We start from the raw sequence: 16,911 nt of genomic DNA, 5'->3' as shown, positions 1-16,911 counted from the left end.
TCTAAATATTGCTTAGCAATGATACATTTTAGCTCTCGGCTATATTTGGACATAAAAAGACCCCCAATAATTGGTGTCCAACTATTGGGGGTCAGTTCATAGTGACGGGCTTTTTCATTTAAGGTCTTTCGCCACCAGCTTAGACTTGTGTTCTACCTAGGGAGATAACCACACGTCGGTTCTTATCTTTACCAATTGGCGAGCTATTATCAGCAATTGGACGACGCTTACCATAACCTTGCACTTGAATGCGGTCTTCCGGCAAACCAAGAGATTTAAAATACTCTCTTAAAGACTCAGCTCTTCGTTCTGACAGGTTTTGGCTAATGCCTTTGCTGTCTGCCGAATCGGTGTAGGTTGCAACTAAAACGAGGTCAATGTCTTGGTTATAACGAACATACTCGGCGATCTGACTAAGCCTTTTACGTGACGATTTGTTTAGCTGATCGCTATTACGGTCGTAATGCAAAATAGTGAATGAGATATCTTCGAAGCTGTACGGCAACAAGTTAGCGATACAGTCACTGAACACATTGTATTTCTCTTGGAACAACACCGACGATAACGCCACTTCAATACGCTGATCTCGGCTCTGCCACTCTTGGTAGCTAAATGTTGGGTAGCGCCCTTTCTCTAACTCACTCAAGATACCCCAAGCCGTTTGCCCGCCAACATAACCATCAAATTGCTGGAAGAACTTGATGGTTGTCATGCGATCGGCACTCTCGCCTGGACGCCAAGGTGGTGGCATCGAGATCAAGCTAACATTACGAGTTGCCCCCATTGGGCGACGCATTTTCAGTTCGAAATCTAAAATGATCTTTTTACTCGCTCGGGATGAGAACTCAGCATCACCGAAGTTAGGGATCGGATGCACTAAGCGGCACTCTAATGGCGTGTTGGCCACCATCTCCCATGTCGACTGTTGAGGAGATGCTCCGTAACGCTTTTCTTGTGCCATGGCTGATGAAGACATAAGTAGCGAAAATAGCATTGAACCTGTTATGAGTTGTTTCTTCATAAAGTGGAGTATCTCTTAAGCAATTCGTTTAACAATGCAGCCAATTGCCGCATTTTTCTCTCGTGTTTAAATATGCAATTATCAAGCCGCAATAGGTTAGGTAATTTAAGATTTATTGCCCTTCCCTAGTTTTTATCACTGCTATTATCTGCAATAATGCAGCCTTAATCACACTTATTTGGGCTAACATGACTGTAGAAAACGAAGCTCTGACCCTAAAAAAACGCTTTCGCGGCTATTTTCCAGTGGTCATCGACGTGGAAACCGCAGGGTTTAACGCTGAAACCGATGCATTATTAGAAATCTGTGCCATTACATTAAAAATGGATGAGAACGGAGATCTGCAGCCTGCATCAACGCTTCATTTTCACATTGAGCCTTTTGAAGGCGCAAATATCGAGCAGGCAGCATTAGACTTTAACGGAATTAAAGACCCATTTAGCCCATTACGTGGTGCTGTGTCGGAACAAGAAGCCCTTAAAGAAATCTACAAGCTAGTGAGAAAAGAACAAAAAGCTTCAGATTGCAGTCGTGCAATCATGGTCGCTCACAATGCAACATTCGATTTAAACTTCGTTAATGCAGCAAGTGAGCGTTGTAAGCTTAAACGCGTCCCGTTCCATCCATTTGCTACATTTGACACTGCAGCTCTTAGTGGTCTTGCCTACGGTCAAACCGTTTTGGCTAAAGCTTGCCGCACTGCAGGGATGGAATTTGACAACAAAGAAGCACACTCTGCTTTGTATGATACGCAAAAAACCACAGAGTTATTTTGCGGCATCGTAAACAAGTGGAAAGCCCTTGGTGGTTGGCCGCTTGTTGACGAAGAATAAAAATAGAGTTGGTAAACGTTCATTCGTATTGCCTTCATAAAGAACACAACATCCCGAGAATAATATGAATCCTGTTGTAATTTCAGTTTGCATCATGCTTGTTTTAGCTTTGATGCGCGTAAACGTAGTCGTTGCTCTGACGTTCAGTGCAATTATCGGTGGCGTAGCCTCTGGTATGAGCTTGAACGATGCAGTCGCGGCTTTCGAAAGTGGATTAGGCGGCGGTGCAACGATTGCACTTAGCTATGCCATGCTTGGTACATTCGCTGTTGCTATCTCACGCTCTGGTATCACAGACTTACTTGCTCAAAGTGTTATTAAACGCATTCACGGCAAAGAGAACAGTGCAGCATCGACTGGTCTTAAATACGGCATCCTTGCGTCTTTGATCTTAGTGACCATGTCTTCGCAAAACGTGATTCCAGTACATATCGCCTTCATCCCAATTTTAATCCCACCTCTATTAGGCGTATTCGCAAAAATGAACCTAGACCGTCGTCTGGTTGCGTGTGTGCTTACTTTTGGTCTGATTACGCCATACATGGTATTGCCGATCGGTTTTGGTGGCATCTTCCTAAACAACATCCTGCTTAAGAACCTTCACGACAACGGCCTTGAAAGCGTCGTTGCGAGCCAAGTTCCAATGGCTATGTTGCTACCAGCTGCGGGTATGATCTTCGGCCTTCTAACGGCAGTGTTCTTCACTTACCGTAAGCCTCGCCAATACAAAGAAACCTCTCACACGATCGTTTCAACTGAAGCAAAACAGATCAACAAGAAGCACATCCTAGTAGCGGCAGCAGGTATTGTTGCAGCACTAACAGTTCAGCTATCGACGGGTTCAATGATCATCGGTGCACTTGCTGGCTTCATGGTATTCACTTTCGGTGGCGTAATTGCTTGGAAAGAGACACAAGACGTCTTCACCAAGGGTGTACATATGATGGCAATGATCGGTTTCATCATGATTGCCGCAGCAGGTTTCGCAGCAGTAATGAAGCAGACAGGTGGCGTTGAATCTTTGGTAGAAGCACTTTCAACAAGCATCGGCGACAACAAGCCTCTAGCTGCACTACTTATGCTAGTGGTTGGTCTATTGGTTACCATGGGTATCGGTTCTTCATTCTCTACGATCCCAATCCTTGCAACTATCTACGTTCCACTAGCGGCAGCATTTGGTTTCTCTCCAATGGCAACTATTGCTCTAGTAGGCACAGCAGCAGCGCTTGGTGATGCTGGTTCTCCGGCTTCTGACTCAACGTTAGGTCCAACGTCTGGTCTTAATGCTGATGGCCAACACGAGCACGTATGGGAAACCGTTGTACCGACATTCCTACACTACAACATCCCACTGATCGTATTCGGTTGGATTGCAGCCATGGTTCTGTAGCTTATAGCTAGGTTCTATAGTCAGAATCAATGTTCAAAATTTAAAAAGACCGCCTAGTGCGGTCTTTTTTGTATCCGGCGTTTCTCCCACCAAGTTACACAGAAGAACCGCATACCTAATACAAAAAAGGCTTACTCTTATGAGCAAGCCTTTGAAGTAGTACGATTCAGTATCGCCAATTAAACGGTAGGAGCGCTCTTTACTAGAACTTCTCGAATCGACTTAAGTGTCGTTTCTGATGAGTGGTAATCCAGCTCGACTTCAGTGAAGATACCGTCAACTTCAAGCATTAGGGTTGGGTAAGAATGCACACCCATCGCATGTTTGAAGCTCAGCTGATCTTCTAGTTCACCCTCTAGTAACTTACCAGCAAGGTCATTCTCGAATTGCTGAACATTCATGCCTAGCTCTTCAGCCAATTGCTTATGAGTCTCTTCACTGTGCGGCAGCATCGCACGCAAGTAGTATGCGTGTTGAATCGCTTCAAGCATCTGCTCGTAGTGATCTTGGAAACCCGCAGCAATAACAGCGCGACACGCAGGGTAAGTGCTGCGAACTGGTTTACACTCAGTCCAAAATTCATGATTGAACTCAGTACCTAGCTTAGCTTCGATCTGCTTCCAAATAGCTTGCAGCTTACTTTTCATCTCTTCTGACATTGGCTCGTCAGAGTCCGGAGCCAAACCACCGACTACGTAGTTAAACTCAATACTCGCAGGCAATTGTTGTTTTAGTAACTCCAGTGTCGGCTTATATCCCCAACACCAGCTGCACATTGGATCATGTACATAATGCAGTTTTACATCCATTGTTCGTTCCTTATCGAGTCAATTCTTCTCTCAGTTCCAACAAAAAAGGAGCCTGATTAAGGCCCCTAGTTTACTGTTCAGCATAAAGGCTAGAACTTACTCTGCGTCATCGCCAGCAACTTTAGCAGCCGCTTCTTTGATGATTGGCTGAAGTTCGCCTTTTTGGAACATCTCAAGAATGATGTCGCAACCACCGATTAGCTCACCTTCAACCCAAAGTTGTGGGAAAGTTGGCCATTGTGCGTAAGCTGGTAGCTCTGCACGGATATCAGGGTTTTGTAGAATATCTACGTAAGCAAATTTTTCGCCACATGCCATTAGAGCTTGAGACGCTTGAGAAGAGAAACCACAGCTAGGTAGCTTAGGAGAACCTTTCATGTACAGTAGAATAGTGTTTTCTTCAATTTGCTGTTTGATTTTATCGATAGTTTCCATTGCTTCCTCGTTAATGGATTACGGCTTTTATTGCCTTTATTCTACCCCAAACCAAAAGAATAAAAACCATATAAAAAAAGCGGTTAACAAGCTAGACTAACAATTCACATAAAAGTGATGAAATATGCTTTTAATAAAGTAAAAACTTGCTAAACTAGAAACCAAGTCAGCAAATTGACCATGGTTGGCTGCATAGCGAGCCATGAATAATAATATCACTGGAAGCAATCGAAAGAGTTAACTCTTTCATATCAATGGAGAATTGAGCAATGGCATTTGAACTACCAGCTCTTCCTTACGCGAAAGACGCACTAGAACCACACATCTCAGCAGAAACGCTAGATTTCCACCACGGTAAGCACCACAACACTTACGTTGTTAAGCTAAACGGTCTTATCCCAGGTACTGAGTTTGAAGGCAAAACACTAGAAGAGATCGTTAAGACTTCTACTGGTGGTGTTTTCAATAACGCTGCTCAAATCTGGAACCACACGTTCTACTGGCACTGTCTTGCTCCAAAAGCAGGCGGCGAACCAACTGGCGCTGTTGCAGAAGCTATCAACGCTGCATTCGGTTCTTTCGAAGAATTCAAAGCAAAATTCACTGATTCAGCAATCAACAACTTCGGTTCTTCTTGGACTTGGTTAGTTAAGAAAGCTGACGGTTCTCTAGACATCGTTAACACTTCTAACGCTGCGACTCCTCTAACAGAAGAAGGTGTTACTCCACTTCTAACTGTTGACCTATGGGAACACGCTTACTACATCGATTTCCGCAATGTTCGTCCTGACTACATGGCTGCATTCTGGAACCTAGTAAACTGGTCTTTCGTAGAAGAGAACCTAGCTAAGTAATCTATTACTTAAGCTGCGCTATTTATAGCGAGTTAACTATTAAAAGCTCATGCCTCGGCGTGAGCTTTTTTGTATCTACGATATGCTACATAGTAAACAACGAACATAACGATCAATAATCTAGCCCTTTTAACTACCCTTTCCTAGCATAAATTAAATCTCTATTCGCTTGTAATTAAAGGCTAAAGTTTGCTGCCTTCATGCCGTTAAAGATGTATCAAATGAGAGGCGTCATGCAAATACATACTTTAGATAAAGCAGGAATCATCAACGAACTGAAGTTCGGCATCGGAATCAGCCAAGCGGTTGAGCAAGGTCGCCGTGCGGATTTCGCGTTGCTGTTATCCATGTTCTCTAATGATGTTCGAGACTGTACGCCTATCGATACTATTGAAGTCACAGAGACAACGGAAGATCGCCTCCGTAAACAGTTTGGCATCGCCGAACCTCAGCAACTGCGTTCAAATCAATCGTCTTACGAGATATCAGCACAACAGTCTAATCACTTTCACCAATCAAGCTTAGTGAGTGCTAAGCTCTGTCACTATCTAAAACCAGAAGCACTGGCATTTATGCCAGAAGACACTGGTGACTTACCTGAAGAAGTTTACCAAAACCTATCTGGTCACGATCGTCGTAAGCTAGCAAACAAAAACCAGCCTGACTTACCATCAGCAACGCTGTACAACGTGCTATCTACCGCTCAACGTAAGTATCAGATCCAGGCTCAGGTATAGCTTCAGTCTCACTTTATTCCTGCATCTCTATCTGCTTTATTCAATTCACGCCATTCGAACGATTCACTAGAGTGATATGAACCACCAGCCTTAGGCACCCTCAAATTAACAAATGTCGATTACTGCTTGAAGTTACTACAAAATGTGACCTGCCACTAAGTTCATAAAAACTTATTAATTCACCTAACTTAGTTTGAACCAATTCACACCCATTGTATAAAATTTAACCCATCCTTATCCTACATGGATGATTTGTTTAGGTACTGGGATGGAAATAAAAAGCTCAATCATATTGGTAACAGCTGCCGGTTCGCGACTAGGAGGGACGATTGCGAACCACTTTGTGAACCTTGGAGCCACCGTCATCCTTTGTGATAACGATACCGAAGCGCTTCAGGCTACTTATTTACAATGTGCTCGGTTCTCTGATTCCGTTTACCACTACCCACTCGAAAGCCATGACAGCCAGTCGATTCTCAGCGTGTTTGATTTTATCCAAACCACTTTCAACACCAACCCCGATGTACTGGTCAATAACTGGATAAGTTCACCGATGCCGAGCCTAATTGGTGATCAGCCCGTCAGCAGCTTTATTAATGATCTTTCCTCTATGGCATCGACCCTTTTTGCTTTTGGCCAAATCAGCGCTGAGAGGCTACGAGAAGAAAACAAAGAAGGGGTTATCGTGAATGTCATATCGCACGATGACTTTCACGATGTATCTGGACTAGAAAGCGCCAATTCCATGATCACCGGTTTTACCCACAGCTGGGCCAAAGAACTCACCCCATTTAAGATCCGTGTTGGCGGTGTCGTTCCTGCGATTCACAACGCCGATGGTAAGTTCAACCGTTGTCACTGGGCACAACTGCAAGACGAACTCACCCGAACCGCTGAATACATTATCTCTAATGATTACTTCAGTGGACGAGTTGTTGCAGCAGAGGTTTAGACTCCCCCATTCCTACTCAGATAAAGTCCCAACTCTAAGAGTAGTTCACTAATCAACAGCATAAAAAAAGCCCCAGTCTTTCGACTGGGGCTTTTAACTTTTCCCGATAGATAAGTATCGTGCTAGCGAAAACTTATCTCAAAACTAATGCTTACTTATTATGCGTTAGCTTTTTCTTTCTTAGCTTTTGGCGCTTTTGCTTCAGCTGGTTTTTGGTCTGCTTTCTTAAGGATAACTGTAGTACCTTCGAAAGTTTCACCTTCAACGTATGCTTCGCCGTAGTAAGAAGTTGTTAGTACTTCTTTAAGCTCAGTGATTAGTGGGTAACGTGGGTTAGCACCTGTACATTGGTCATCGAACGCTTCAACCGCTAGCTCGTCTAGTTTAGCAATAAAGTCAGACTCGTTAACACCCGCAGCTTGGATAGATAGTGGGATGTCTAGGTCTTTCTTAAGCTCTTCTAACCAAGTTAGTAGACGTTCAATCTTCTGAGCAGTACGGTCACCAGCTTGGCTTAGGCCTAGGTGGTCAGCAACTTCTGCGTAACGACGACGTGCTTGTGGACGGTCGTACTGAGAGAATGCAGTCTGCTTAGTTGGGTTATCGTTCGCGTTGTAACGTACAACGTTTGAGATAAGTAGTGCGTTAGCAAGACCATGTGGTAGGTGGAACTCAGCACCAATTTTGTGAGCCATTGAGTGACACACACCTAGGAATGCGTTCGCAAATGCTACACCAGCGATAGTTGCTGCGTTGTGTACTTTCTCACGAGCGATTGGGTCAGCCGCACCATTTTTGTAGCTTGATGGTAGGTATTCTTTAAGCATCTTAAGTGCTTGAAGAGCTTGACCGTCTGAGTATTCGTTCGCTAGAACAGATACGTAAGCTTCAAGAGCGTGAGTTACTGCATCGTAACCACCGAACGCTGTTAGAGACTTAGGCATGTTCATTACTAGGTTCGCATCAACGATAGCCATGTTTGGCGTGATTTCGTAGTCAGCTAGTGGGTACTTAGCACCAGTCTTGTCGTCTGTAACAACAGCGAATGGAGTAACCTCTGAACCAGTACCTGAAGTTGTAGTGATACATACAAGCTCAGCTTTTTGACCCATTTTAGGGAACTTGTAGATACGTTTACGGATATCCATAAAGCGCATTGCTAGTTCTTCGAAGTGAGTTTCTGGGTGCTCGTACATAACCCACATGATCTTAGCAGCATCCATTGGAGAACCGCCACCTAGAGCAAGGATTACGTCAGGTTGGAAGCTCTTCATTGCTTCAGCGCCTTTCTCAACAACAGATAGCGTTGGATCAGCTTCTACGTCGAAGAAAGTTTGAACTTCGATGCCTTGTGCTTTAAGCAGGCTAACTACGTCATCAGCGTAACCGTTGTTGAATAGGAAACGGTCAGTTACTAGGAATGCGCGTTTCTTGCCTTCTAGGTCGCTCATTGCGATTGGAAGGCTACCACGACGGAAGTAGATAGACTTAGGTAGTTTGTGCCACAACATGTTTTCAGCTCGCTTCGCTACAGTTTTCTTGTTGATTAGGTGCTTAGGACCTACGTTCTCAGAGATAGAGTTACCACCCCATGAACCACAACCTAGAGTTAGAGAAGGTGCAACGTTGAAGTTGTACAGGTCACCAATACCACCGTGAGTAGTAGGGATGTTGATTAGGATACGAGCAGTCTTCATCTTGTCACCGAAGTAACGGATGCGCTCTGCGTTAGTATCTTGGTTAGTGTAAAGACCAGATGTATGACCGATACCACCGATTTCAACCATAGTTACCGCTTGAGCAACAGCGTCTTCGAAGTCGTCTGCGCGGAATAGACCTAGAGTTGGAGATAGTTTCTCGTGAGCGAATTCGTCATCGTAAGAAACTTTACCAAGACCTTCACCTACAAGTACTTTTGTATCAGCAGGCACTTTAACACCAGCCATTTCAGCGATTGCTGGAGCAGGTTGACCTACGATTTTAGCGTTTAGGTTGCCGTCGATAAGAAGTACTTTACGTACTTTATCTGCGTCAGCTTTAGACAGAACGTGAGCTTTGTGAGAAGCGAAACGCTCTTTAACTTCTTCGTATACATCGCTAACAACGATTGCAGCTTGCTCAGAAGCACATACAACGCCGTTATCGAATGTCTTAGACATAAGGATAGATGCTACAGCACGTTTGATGTCAGCTGTTTCATCGATAACTACAGGAACGTTACCAGCACCAACACCGATAGCAGGCTTACCAGAAGAGTATGCTGCTTTAACCATGCCTGGGCCACCAGTAGCAAGGATAAGTGCGATACCGTCGTGCTTCATAAGCGCGTTAGAAAGCTCTACAGATGGTTGGTCGATCCAACCGATGATGTCTTTTGGAGCACCCGCTGCAACCGCTGCGTCTAGTACAAGTTTCGCTGCGTCGTTAGTTGAGTTCTTTGCACGTGGGTGTGGCGAGAAGATGATGCCGTTACGTGTTTTAAGAGAGATTAGAGATTTGAAGATTGCTGTAGAAGTTGGGTTCGTTGTTGGAACGATACCACAGATGATACCTACAGGCTCAGCGATAGTCATTGTGCCTAGGTTGTCATCTTCTTCTAAGATGCCACATGTTTTTTCGTCTTTGTATTTGTTGTAGATAAATTCAGATGCAAAGTGGTTCTTGATAACCTTATCTTCAACAATACCCATTCCAGATTCAGCAACTGCTTGTTGTGCAAGTGGAATACGAGCGTGGTTAGCAGCAAGAGAAGCTGCGCGGAAGATTGCGTCTACTTTCTCTTGAGAGAATGTTGCAAACTCTTCTTGTGCTGCTTTAACGCGAGCTACTAGAGCATCAAGTTCCGCTAAGTTAGTTACAGGCATGGTGGATCTCCTAAAATAATAAATATTAAAAACTTTTTATTAAATTCGCTGCTTGCCGTTAACCTTAAACACCAGCGTTCTTAGTAAATTGCTTTCAGGGCTGAGTATATTATTTCACAGTGTGAAAAAAATTGACCCAGATCAGTTACCCAAAAGGAATTAACCAGAAAGTAGTAAGGCAATCGCATAAATGAACTTAAACTTATGATTTATATAGATTAATATCACATTTTCAGTTCGAACAAAAAACAAGCAAACAGACAACTTTTTTCTACATAGCGTCATAAACTGTAAAAAAGTTTCATTTTTAGTCAGCTCACTTACATGTATACGGCTAAAACTGTGCTACTGAGAGTATATCCATACCGTTGAAACCAGCTAGAAACTGTCATAATTTTTATTAAAAGCGTGCGTGAGGTAACATTTAATTCAAATCACGTTACAACACGAAACACGAGAAAACACTTTGTAACAATGGTATTACACATCTCACACTCAATTAGTTTTTCTAAAAAATAGCCCCCTCTTCACGTTAGTTTTTTTCATTCGCTCTGATTGAATTTGTCCCTTACATTACGCACTCTGATAAAGGTCAGATCAAACCCACTATATTACTTTACGTTACTTGGAGATCGCTCCCATGCAAGGTTTAGAACTCGCAATCTTTATGCAATTCTTCCTTGGGCTTGTTGCAGCCGTTAACCCAATCGGCATCATGCCTGTTTTCGTTTCTCTTACTGCTCATATGCCGCCAGAAGAGAGAAACAGGACTGCCTTACAAGCTAATATTGCCGTTGCTGTTATCTTAATCGTGTCGCTAGTTGCAGGTCAGTTGCTACTCGATATGTTTAGCATTTCACTAGACTCGTTTCGCGTAGCGGGTGGTTTACTGTTATTGAGCATCGCATTTTCGATGATGAGCGGTAAGCTGGGTGAAGATAAACAGAACAAGCAGGAAAAGTCTGAGTACATCAGTAAAGAACAAATCGGTGTTGTGCCTCTAGCAATGCCTTTAATGGCGGGTCCGGGTGCAATCAGTTCCACGATTGTTTACGGTTCTCGTTATCCTGCGGCAATTGATACCATTGGTATTGGTATCAGTATTATTGCATTCGCAACTTGCTCTTGGCTTTTGTTCCGTTCAGCGCCTGTTATCGTGCGCTTTTTAGGTCAAACCGGGATCAACGTTATCACCCGTATCATGGGCTTGATTCTTGGTGCACTTGGCATCGAGTTCATTGCGAATGGCTTGCGTAACCTATTCCCAGGTTTAGCATAGCGACTAACAGCACATGGTCGCTAAACGCGGCTATTTAATGTGGAACACATATGAGGCGAGTAAAGCAATTTGGCTTTCACTCGCCTCGTTATTATGAAGCTTGTATAATGACGGTTAACGCATTTAATAGAAGACGAAGCTTTCCTTATGTCACGCAAGCCACTTAAGCATCATTTGTACGTCATTATCTTTGGCACGCATACGCCAGCCGGACGCGCATTTGATATTTCACTGATCGTTGCAATTTTGGCTTCGTTGCTGGTTCTTATTCTTGAGTCTATCCCTAATGTCATGACGGAATGGTCGCAAGAGCTTCGTTACATAGAATACAGCTTTACCGCCTTATTCACCATCGAGTATCTGCTAAGGCTCTACTGTTCTCCAAAACCGAAATCTTACGCCACCAGCTTTTATGGTGTCGTTGACCTGTTAGCGATTCTCCCAACCTACCTAGCAATCATCTTCCCGGGCGCTTCGTTTATGGGGGTCGTGAGATTGCTACGTGTGATGCGTATCTTCCGAATTCTCAAGCTAGTTCGCTATTTACAAGACTCCAACATATTGCTGCGCTCACTGTTAATGGCGAGACGAAAAATTCTCATCTTCTTCAGTACAGTCGGCATCTTGGTTGTGATCTTTGGTGCTTTGATCTTTGTTATTGAAGGGCCTGAGAATGGCTTCACCAGTATCCCTCACAGTATCTATTGGGCGATTGTGACGATCACAACCGTTGGTTACGGAGACATGGTTCCACAAACAGCAATCGGCAAAGCTATTGCATCTTTGACCATGTTGTTAGGCTATTCCATCCTTGCGGTACCGACCGGGATTATTACCGCAGAACTCAGTAATGAAATGAACTCGCATAAAGAGTTAGTCAAATGCCCAAACTGCAATCGCGCGGGTCATGATTCTGATGCCATCTATTGTAAACACTGTGCCAGTGAATTGGCCGACCCTGACAAACGAGTCGTGTCCGACAAGGAATAAAGCAGATGCGGGATTCGAGTGGCGAGATGCGAAGGGATTTAAGAGCAGTTTCGAGAACCGGATAATGAAATATTAAGGGACTAGAAAGGGTGGCGTTTACCGTCACCTTTGTTGTTGATTCACTGAGCAAAAGCTAGATTCCCGACTACGCTCCTCCGTCGCTATCGGGAATGACACAATTTAAGTTAGGAGAAAAACGTCATCCTCAAGAGTGAGGAACGAACGAGTTGGGGATCTCTTCCTTGTCCCATTCCAACGAGAAGATTTAAGTGAAGTCGCGAGTGAAATTAATCCACCTTACGCGATCAAAAAAGCCGATGTATTAACACCGGCTTTTGTCTCTAACGAAGCTAAGCATTCACAAACAGTGGCGCCTGCTTTCACTTTTGAATAGAAAGAGCGTTCGATTACGCTTTTTCAGCAAGAATGATGCGTAGAGTACGACGTAGTGGTTCTGCAGCACCCCAAAGCAGTTGGTCACCAACCGTGAATGCGTTTAGGAAGTCGTTACCCATAGACATCTTACGCAGACGACCTACTGGTACAGACATAGTGCCTGTTACTTTAGCCGGAGTCAGTTCTTGCGCCGTAATGTCACGGTCGTTAGGAATCACTTTAACCCAATCGTTGTGAGTTGCGATGATCTCTTCAATCTCATCCATTGGAACGTCTTGCTTAAGCTTGATCGTAAGTGCTTGAGCGTGACAACGCATTGCACCGATACGTACACAAGTACCATCAATTGGAATAGGCTGACCATCTAGGCCAAGAATCTTGTTCGCTTCAACGCCCGCTTTCCACTCTTCTTTACTCTGACCGTTTTCACGCTTCACATCGATCCAAGGAATCAATGAACCCGCTAGCGGAGCACCAAACTGATCTGTTGGGAATGACGATGAGCGAATGGTATCAGCAACTTTCTTATCAATATCAAGAATCGAACTTGCAGGGTTTGCTAACTCAGAGCTCACGCTATCGTTAATCACGCCCATTTGCGAGATAAGCTCACGCATGTTCTTAGCACCCGCACCAGAAGCCGCTTGGTAAGTCATGGCACTCATCCATTCAACCATGCCCTTCTCGTAAAGGCCGCCCAGTGCCATAAGCATTAAGCTCACTGTACAGTTACCACCAACAAAAGTATTAGTACCGCTGTGAATGCCTTGCTGGATTTGAGCCAAGTTAACAGGATCAAGAGTGATGATTGAATCAGCATCCATACGTAGAGTTGAAGCGGCATCAATCCAGTAACCTTTCCAACCCGCTTGACGTAGCGCTGGGTAAACTTTTGATGTGTAATCGCCACCTTGACAAGTAATAACCGCATCAAGCTGCTTTAAGCTATCAATATCAAAAGCGTCTTGAAGTAGACCCGCATCTTTACCACCTAGAACAGGGGCAGGAATACCAATCTGAGATGTGCTGTAATAAACAGGCTCAATCAGGTCGAAGTCTTTCTCTTCAACCATACGTTGCATCAGTACAGAACCCACCATACCGCGCCAACCAACTAGACCTACTCTCATCGCTCACTCTCCATGTATAAAATTAAAAAATTGCTCTCCCCCATCTATAAGTTTTTCAGAAACAGAACTCAAGTGCTTTTTGTCAAAAAGTGTAACTTTTTCGTTTCTTTTAAGTGAACGCGATGAATCACAAAGTTATCTCAGTACAGAGATTCAGCCTCCAGCCTATTGATAGGAAGAACAACAGTGCAAAATTCAACGATTTAGCACGCTAAACCTAACAACAGAACTCCGATCACAAACAGTAATTCCCTCTATTAAACCATGGTTAATTGGCATTTTATTTTACAAAACGAAAACAACGTGCGACAGAATTCAACATGTAACAATCATGAATTTAACAAAAATTTAGATTATGAAACCATAACAGGTCCGATATGCAGTCAAATATCACAACTTAAGTGTATTTTTTCGATATAATAATCTAATTACTGTAGTGTCCATTTCGTACCCCACAACATAATGAAGCACTATAAATGCTCGAAATCACAAGAGGCTTTTATGAAGCAGAGTAAAACTCGCCTACCGAACCTGATGCAGGTATTCATCGCGTTAGGACTATTTCTATCCCTTGCTTTTTCCTTTACAGCAAAGCTTGACCTTCCAATCCAACTTGCCTTGTACATTGGTTGGTTCATTATCATGGTGCTTGGTATTCGTCTTGGACACCAATACAAAGACTTAGAAAAAGCAGCACTCAAAGGAATATCTAACGGTTTAGGCGCAGTTTTAATACTTTTAGCCGTTGGTGCTCTTGTTGGTACTTGGATCTCTGGCGGGATCGTACCGACCATCATTTACTATGGTCTGAAAGCTATCCATCCTTCTATCTTCCTTTTGGCGACCATGATCATCTGTTCTCTAACGGCGTTGGCTACTGGTACTTCTTGGGGTGCCGCTGGTACAGCGGGTATTGCGATGATGGGTATTGGCCAAGGCCTAGGTGTTCCAGCGCCAATTACGGCAGGTGCAGTACTTTCAGGTTGTTACTTCGGTGACAAAATGTCTCCACTTTCTGATTCAGTAATTTTGGCTTCTTCTATGTCTAACGTAGAAGTGGTTGAACATATCAAAGGCATGCTGCCTGTAGCATTAATCAGCTACGTTATTACTGGCATCATGTTTACCGCGTTTGGCTTCCACTACGCCGGCAACGTTGACATGAGCCAAGTAGAATCTGTTATCAAAGCGATGGAAGTTCAGTTCTACATCACGCCATATTCATTTGTTCCGGTACTGATCGTATTAGGCCTACTGGCTTTCCGTATGCCTTCATTCCCAGTAATCAGCTTCGGTTCTCTGCTCGGTATTATCTGGGCAGTTATGATTCAAGAGATCGACTTCCTAACAGCATTCAACACAGCATGGGCACCGTTCTCCATCTCATCTGGCGTCGACTTCATTGACTCAATCCTAAACCGCGGTGGCATGTCTTCAATGCTTGGTTCAGTTGCAGTTATCGTGTTCGGCCTTGGTTTTGGTGGCTTACTGGATAAAGTAGGCGTACTAGAAACCATCGCAAAAGTCTTCGAACGCCGCGTAAACAGCGCAGGTTCGCTAGCAACCAGCACGATTGGTACGGCTTTCATGGGTAACGTGTTTGGCTCTGCAATGTACGTATCACTGATCCTTACACCAAAAATCTGTGCGAAAAACTACGACCGCCTAGGTTACAAACGTAAGAACCTTTCTCGTAACGCTGAGTTCGGTGGCACGTTAACATCAGGTATGGTGCCTTGGAGTGATAACGGCATCTACATGGCGAGTATCTTAGGCGTTGCAACGCTGTCGTACGCACCATTCATGTGGCTAAGCTTCATCTGTATCATCGTTACTATCGTAACCTCTTACATGGGTTGGTTCGTTGATAAGTGTGAACCAACAGCTCCGGCCGTTGAAACGGAAGAAGCGGCAGAGCTGACAAAGCAACAAGCCTAGTAGTTCATCGTTCAAAAACGTTAGAACGTAAACAAACCGTTAATGATATAAATGCAAAAAGAGCGCCCTAGAGCGCTCTTTTCTTATCTGATGATTTGCTTATTTGTTGGCGGTTCGTTTACCCAACCAATAACCGATACCTAAAGGTGCAAAGAACACCACTAAGATAAATAAGATGAAGTAGATAATCACACCTTTGATTAGCTCCATCAACTTATCAATCGCAAGTACAACGACCTCTTGAGAGACACGGTCTAAATCCTGAGTGAACAGTTCTCTTTCAGATGTCACGATACCTGCAATCTCGATACGCTCTTTCTCAATCATCTGCACCAGAGCTTCTCTCTCACGCGTTACCATCTTTTCTAACGCCACACGCTCATCACTCAGCATAGCCAGCTTTTGGTCTGTTTTGTCGCTAAGATCATTAAGCAGCGGCTGCATTTCGGCCGACATAATAGAAGCCAGTGTTTGCATGTATTCAGGGTTGTTCTCAATGAAGTCCTGCATGCTTGCTGACGTTTGACGAAGGCTTTCTAGTGTCATAGACAAATCTTCACCGGTCAGTGAGCTATTCATCGCCACTAACTCTGCTTTCCAAGACATCAGTTTTGGCGTTTGGTCCGCCATTAAGCTTAAACGGTCTGATGCGTCGCTCATGGCTTCTGGCATAGTGCCTAGGCTCTGAACGATCTGTGATTCATCTTTACCAAGATAAGTTAGCCATTCTCGATAAGCGGGCGTACTTCTGAAGGTAAGATCTTTAAAGGGATTGCTCGCAACAAATTCGGCAACAAATGCCTTGCTCTTTTTAAAATCACTCGAGCTCAAAACGCCCTTTGCTAGCTTTTCCGCTTCTTGGTCGAGAGAACGTGCTGTGTTAACCGCATGATCCACCGTGAACAGATCCGCTCCTTCACCTTCGGCATAAAATTGATTCATTTGCGCAGTAAACACCCAAGTATCGATGAGAGCAGACATAGGAGAAGTTTGGTAAGCCGCTTGTTGCAAGCCCTGCTCTGCGTGGATTTTCCAAAGCAACACATAAGATTGATGTAAGGTGTCATCGGCAGGATAAGATTGCGCGATTAAATCAGCCGAGTCTTCTACTTGTGTAAAAAACAACTTAGCGTATTCACGCGTCATGAGCCGAGCATTCAGCTCTTGTTGAGTGAGAGGCGTCGTCTGACTATCTAACTTAACTTCTAAGAGAGAACAACCACTTAGCACAATGCTAAGCACCAACACCATCCAACTTCGACTCAAAACTCGTAACATAAAAA

The 16,911-nt window shown here is 44.0% G+C and carries 14 protein-coding genes; 8 read left to right on the top strand and 6 right to left on the bottom strand.

The window, feature by feature from the left end:
- Positions 1-139: 139 nt before the first annotated feature.
- Positions 140-1,021, bottom strand: coding sequence for an OmpA family protein (locus F0251_RS18465; protein ID WP_032498507.1), 882 nt, complete (start codon positions 1,019-1,021; stop codon positions 140-142).
- 188 nt (positions 1,022-1,209) lie between these two features.
- Between F0251_RS18465 and rnt the strand changes: the two genes are divergently transcribed.
- A complete protein-coding gene (gene rnt, locus F0251_RS18460; protein ID WP_017632534.1) occupies positions 1,210-1,854 on the top strand; it encodes a ribonuclease T in 645 nt (214 codons plus the stop codon).
- 64 nt (positions 1,855-1,918) lie between these two features.
- On the top strand, positions 1,919-3,244 hold the full coding sequence (locus tag F0251_RS18455) for a Na+/H+ antiporter family protein (protein ID WP_061033815.1): 1,326 nt from the start codon (positions 1,919-1,921) through the stop codon (positions 3,242-3,244).
- Positions 3,245-3,423: 179 nt separating this feature from the next.
- Here the strand turns inward: F0251_RS18455 and F0251_RS18450 are convergent, their stop codons facing one another.
- Positions 3,424-4,053, bottom strand: a complete 630-nt coding sequence (locus tag F0251_RS18450; protein WP_061033816.1) for a DsbA family protein — start codon at positions 4,051-4,053, stop codon at positions 3,424-3,426.
- A 96-nt stretch (positions 4,054-4,149) separates the two neighbouring features.
- Positions 4,150-4,488 (bottom strand): Grx4 family monothiol glutaredoxin, encoded by a 339-nt coding sequence (locus F0251_RS18445; protein ID WP_004741702.1) that lies wholly within the window; start codon positions 4,486-4,488, stop codon positions 4,150-4,152.
- A 269-nt stretch (positions 4,489-4,757) separates the two neighbouring features.
- Between F0251_RS18445 and sodB the strand changes: the two genes are divergently transcribed.
- The 3 genes from sodB to F0251_RS18430 all read left to right on the top strand — a co-directional run bounded on the left by sodB (position 4,758) and on the right by F0251_RS18430 (position 7,031).
- The gene (gene sodB, locus F0251_RS18440) at positions 4,758-5,342 is read left to right on the top strand and encodes a superoxide dismutase [Fe] (RefSeq protein WP_004734050.1); all 585 of its coding nucleotides are present in this window, start codon (positions 4,758-4,760) and stop codon (positions 5,340-5,342) included.
- Positions 5,343-5,575: 233 nt separating this feature from the next.
- Positions 5,576-6,079: a VC2046/SO_2500 family protein gene (locus tag F0251_RS18435; protein WP_269999530.1), complete on the top strand. Its 504-nt coding sequence runs from the start codon at positions 5,576-5,578 to the stop codon at positions 6,077-6,079.
- Between the two features lie 268 nt (positions 6,080-6,347).
- Positions 6,348-7,031, top strand: a complete 684-nt coding sequence (locus F0251_RS18430) for an SDR family oxidoreductase (RefSeq protein WP_171731535.1) — start codon at positions 6,348-6,350, stop codon at positions 7,029-7,031.
- A 158-nt stretch (positions 7,032-7,189) separates the two neighbouring features.
- Here the strand turns inward: F0251_RS18430 and adhE are convergent, their stop codons facing one another.
- A complete protein-coding gene (gene adhE / locus F0251_RS18425; protein ID WP_061033761.1) occupies positions 7,190-9,895 on the bottom strand; it encodes a bifunctional acetaldehyde-CoA/alcohol dehydrogenase in 2,706 nt (901 codons plus the stop codon).
- 640 nt (positions 9,896-10,535) lie between these two features.
- On the opposite strand from adhE, the gene F0251_RS18420 reads away from it, so the two are divergent.
- Both F0251_RS18420 and F0251_RS18415 read left to right on the top strand, forming a co-directional pair.
- Positions 10,536-11,174 (top strand): YchE family NAAT transporter, encoded by a 639-nt coding sequence (locus F0251_RS18420; RefSeq protein ID WP_008223294.1) that lies wholly within the window; start codon positions 10,536-10,538, stop codon positions 11,172-11,174.
- 147 nt (positions 11,175-11,321) lie between these two features.
- Entirely contained in the window at positions 11,322-12,164 is an 843-nt protein-coding gene (locus F0251_RS18415; protein ID WP_061033760.1) for an ion transporter, read from the top strand.
- Between the two features lie 407 nt (positions 12,165-12,571).
- Here the strand turns inward: F0251_RS18415 and asd are convergent, their stop codons facing one another.
- Positions 12,572-13,690, bottom strand: a complete 1,119-nt coding sequence (gene asd / locus F0251_RS18410; protein WP_008223285.1) for an aspartate-semialdehyde dehydrogenase — start codon at positions 13,688-13,690, stop codon at positions 12,572-12,574.
- A 501-nt stretch (positions 13,691-14,191) separates the two neighbouring features.
- Here asd and nhaC point away from each other — a divergent pair.
- Positions 14,192-15,628 (top strand): Na+/H+ antiporter NhaC, encoded by a 1,437-nt coding sequence (gene nhaC, locus F0251_RS18405; RefSeq protein ID WP_239937998.1) that lies wholly within the window; start codon positions 14,192-14,194, stop codon positions 15,626-15,628.
- Between the two features lie 99 nt (positions 15,629-15,727).
- On the opposite strand, the gene F0251_RS18400 is transcribed toward nhaC, so the two are convergent.
- The gene (locus F0251_RS18400) at positions 15,728-16,906 is read right to left on the bottom strand and encodes a chemotaxis protein (RefSeq protein WP_171731533.1); all 1,179 of its coding nucleotides are present in this window, start codon (positions 16,904-16,906) and stop codon (positions 15,728-15,730) included.
- Positions 16,907-16,911 lie beyond the last annotated feature (5 nt).

Origin of the sequence: Vibrio sp. 070316B (genome assembly GCF_013114115.1) — a bacterium.
Classification (GTDB): domain Bacteria; phylum Pseudomonadota; class Gammaproteobacteria; order Enterobacterales; family Vibrionaceae; genus Vibrio; species Vibrio chagasii_B.
Note: the sequence above shows the minus strand (reverse complement) of the source record. Positions and strands in the feature narration are given on the sequence as shown.

What these genes read in the sequence shown, in the direction of transcription:
- F0251_RS18465 (WP_032498507.1), bottom strand. Translation starts at nt 1,021, where the DNA reads ATGAAGAAACAACTCATAACAGGTTCAATGCTATTTTCGCTACTTATG.
- rnt (WP_017632534.1), top strand. Translation starts at nt 1,210, where the DNA reads ATGACTGTAGAAAACGAAGCTCTGACCCTAAAAAAACGCTTTCGCGGC.
- F0251_RS18455 (WP_061033815.1), top strand. Translation starts at nt 1,919, where the DNA reads ATGAATCCTGTTGTAATTTCAGTTTGCATCATGCTTGTTTTAGCTTTG.
- F0251_RS18450 (WP_061033816.1), bottom strand. Translation starts at nt 4,053, where the DNA reads ATGGATGTAAAACTGCATTATGTACATGATCCAATGTGCAGCTGGTGT.
- F0251_RS18445 (WP_004741702.1), bottom strand. Translation starts at nt 4,488, where the DNA reads ATGGAAACTATCGATAAAATCAAACAGCAAATTGAAGAAAACACTATT.
- sodB (WP_004734050.1), top strand. Translation starts at nt 4,758, where the DNA reads ATGGCATTTGAACTACCAGCTCTTCCTTACGCGAAAGACGCACTAGAA.
- F0251_RS18435 (WP_269999530.1), top strand. Translation starts at nt 5,576, where the DNA reads ATGCAAATACATACTTTAGATAAAGCAGGAATCATCAACGAACTGAAG.
- F0251_RS18430 (WP_171731535.1), top strand. Translation starts at nt 6,348, where the DNA reads ATGGAAATAAAAAGCTCAATCATATTGGTAACAGCTGCCGGTTCGCGA.
- adhE (WP_061033761.1), bottom strand. Translation starts at nt 9,895, where the DNA reads ATGCCTGTAACTAACTTAGCGGAACTTGATGCTCTAGTAGCTCGCGTT.
- F0251_RS18420 (WP_008223294.1), top strand. Translation starts at nt 10,536, where the DNA reads ATGCAAGGTTTAGAACTCGCAATCTTTATGCAATTCTTCCTTGGGCTT.
- F0251_RS18415 (WP_061033760.1), top strand. Translation starts at nt 11,322, where the DNA reads ATGTCACGCAAGCCACTTAAGCATCATTTGTACGTCATTATCTTTGGC.
- asd (WP_008223285.1), bottom strand. Translation starts at nt 13,690, where the DNA reads ATGAGAGTAGGTCTAGTTGGTTGGCGCGGTATGGTGGGTTCTGTACTG.
- nhaC (WP_239937998.1), top strand. Translation starts at nt 14,192, where the DNA reads ATGAAGCAGAGTAAAACTCGCCTACCGAACCTGATGCAGGTATTCATC.
- F0251_RS18400 (WP_171731533.1), bottom strand. Translation starts at nt 16,906, where the DNA reads ATGTTACGAGTTTTGAGTCGAAGTTGGATGGTGTTGGTGCTTAGCATT.